General features: G+C 65.7%; 1 protein-coding gene. It reads right to left on the reverse strand.

Annotated elements, in window-relative coordinates; all coding sequences use genetic code 11:
- Window positions 1-318, reverse strand: a 318-nt coding sequence (locus tag ABGN05_RS30090; RefSeq protein WP_367957732.1) for a hypothetical protein, incomplete at both ends; no start/stop codon positions are given.

Here is a 318-nt window from a genome sequence, read left to right on the forward strand (position 1 = left end):
GACGGCAGACCCGTCACGGTCCTGGTCGTGCTGGTGCCCTGGCTGGCCTGGTAGATGTTGTACGAGCCGACGCCGGTCGAGCCGACATAGAGCCAGTACTGCGAAACGCCACTACCCGTGGTCCATACGAACGTCGCCGAGGACCCGAGGGTGGAGCCCGGCGTCGGAGACGTCATGACGGCCTTCGCGGTGCCGCCGGCCTTGTAGGTGTAGTCGTTCCACTGCCAGCTTCCGCTGATATACGACCACAGCCGCACGTAGATCGTGCCGCTGGACGGCAGGCCCGATACGGTCTTCGACGTGCTGGTGCCCTGGCTG

Source organism: Aquibium pacificum, from assembly GCF_040839445.1.
Lineage (GTDB): Bacteria > Pseudomonadota > Alphaproteobacteria > Rhizobiales > Rhizobiaceae > Aquibium > Aquibium pacificus.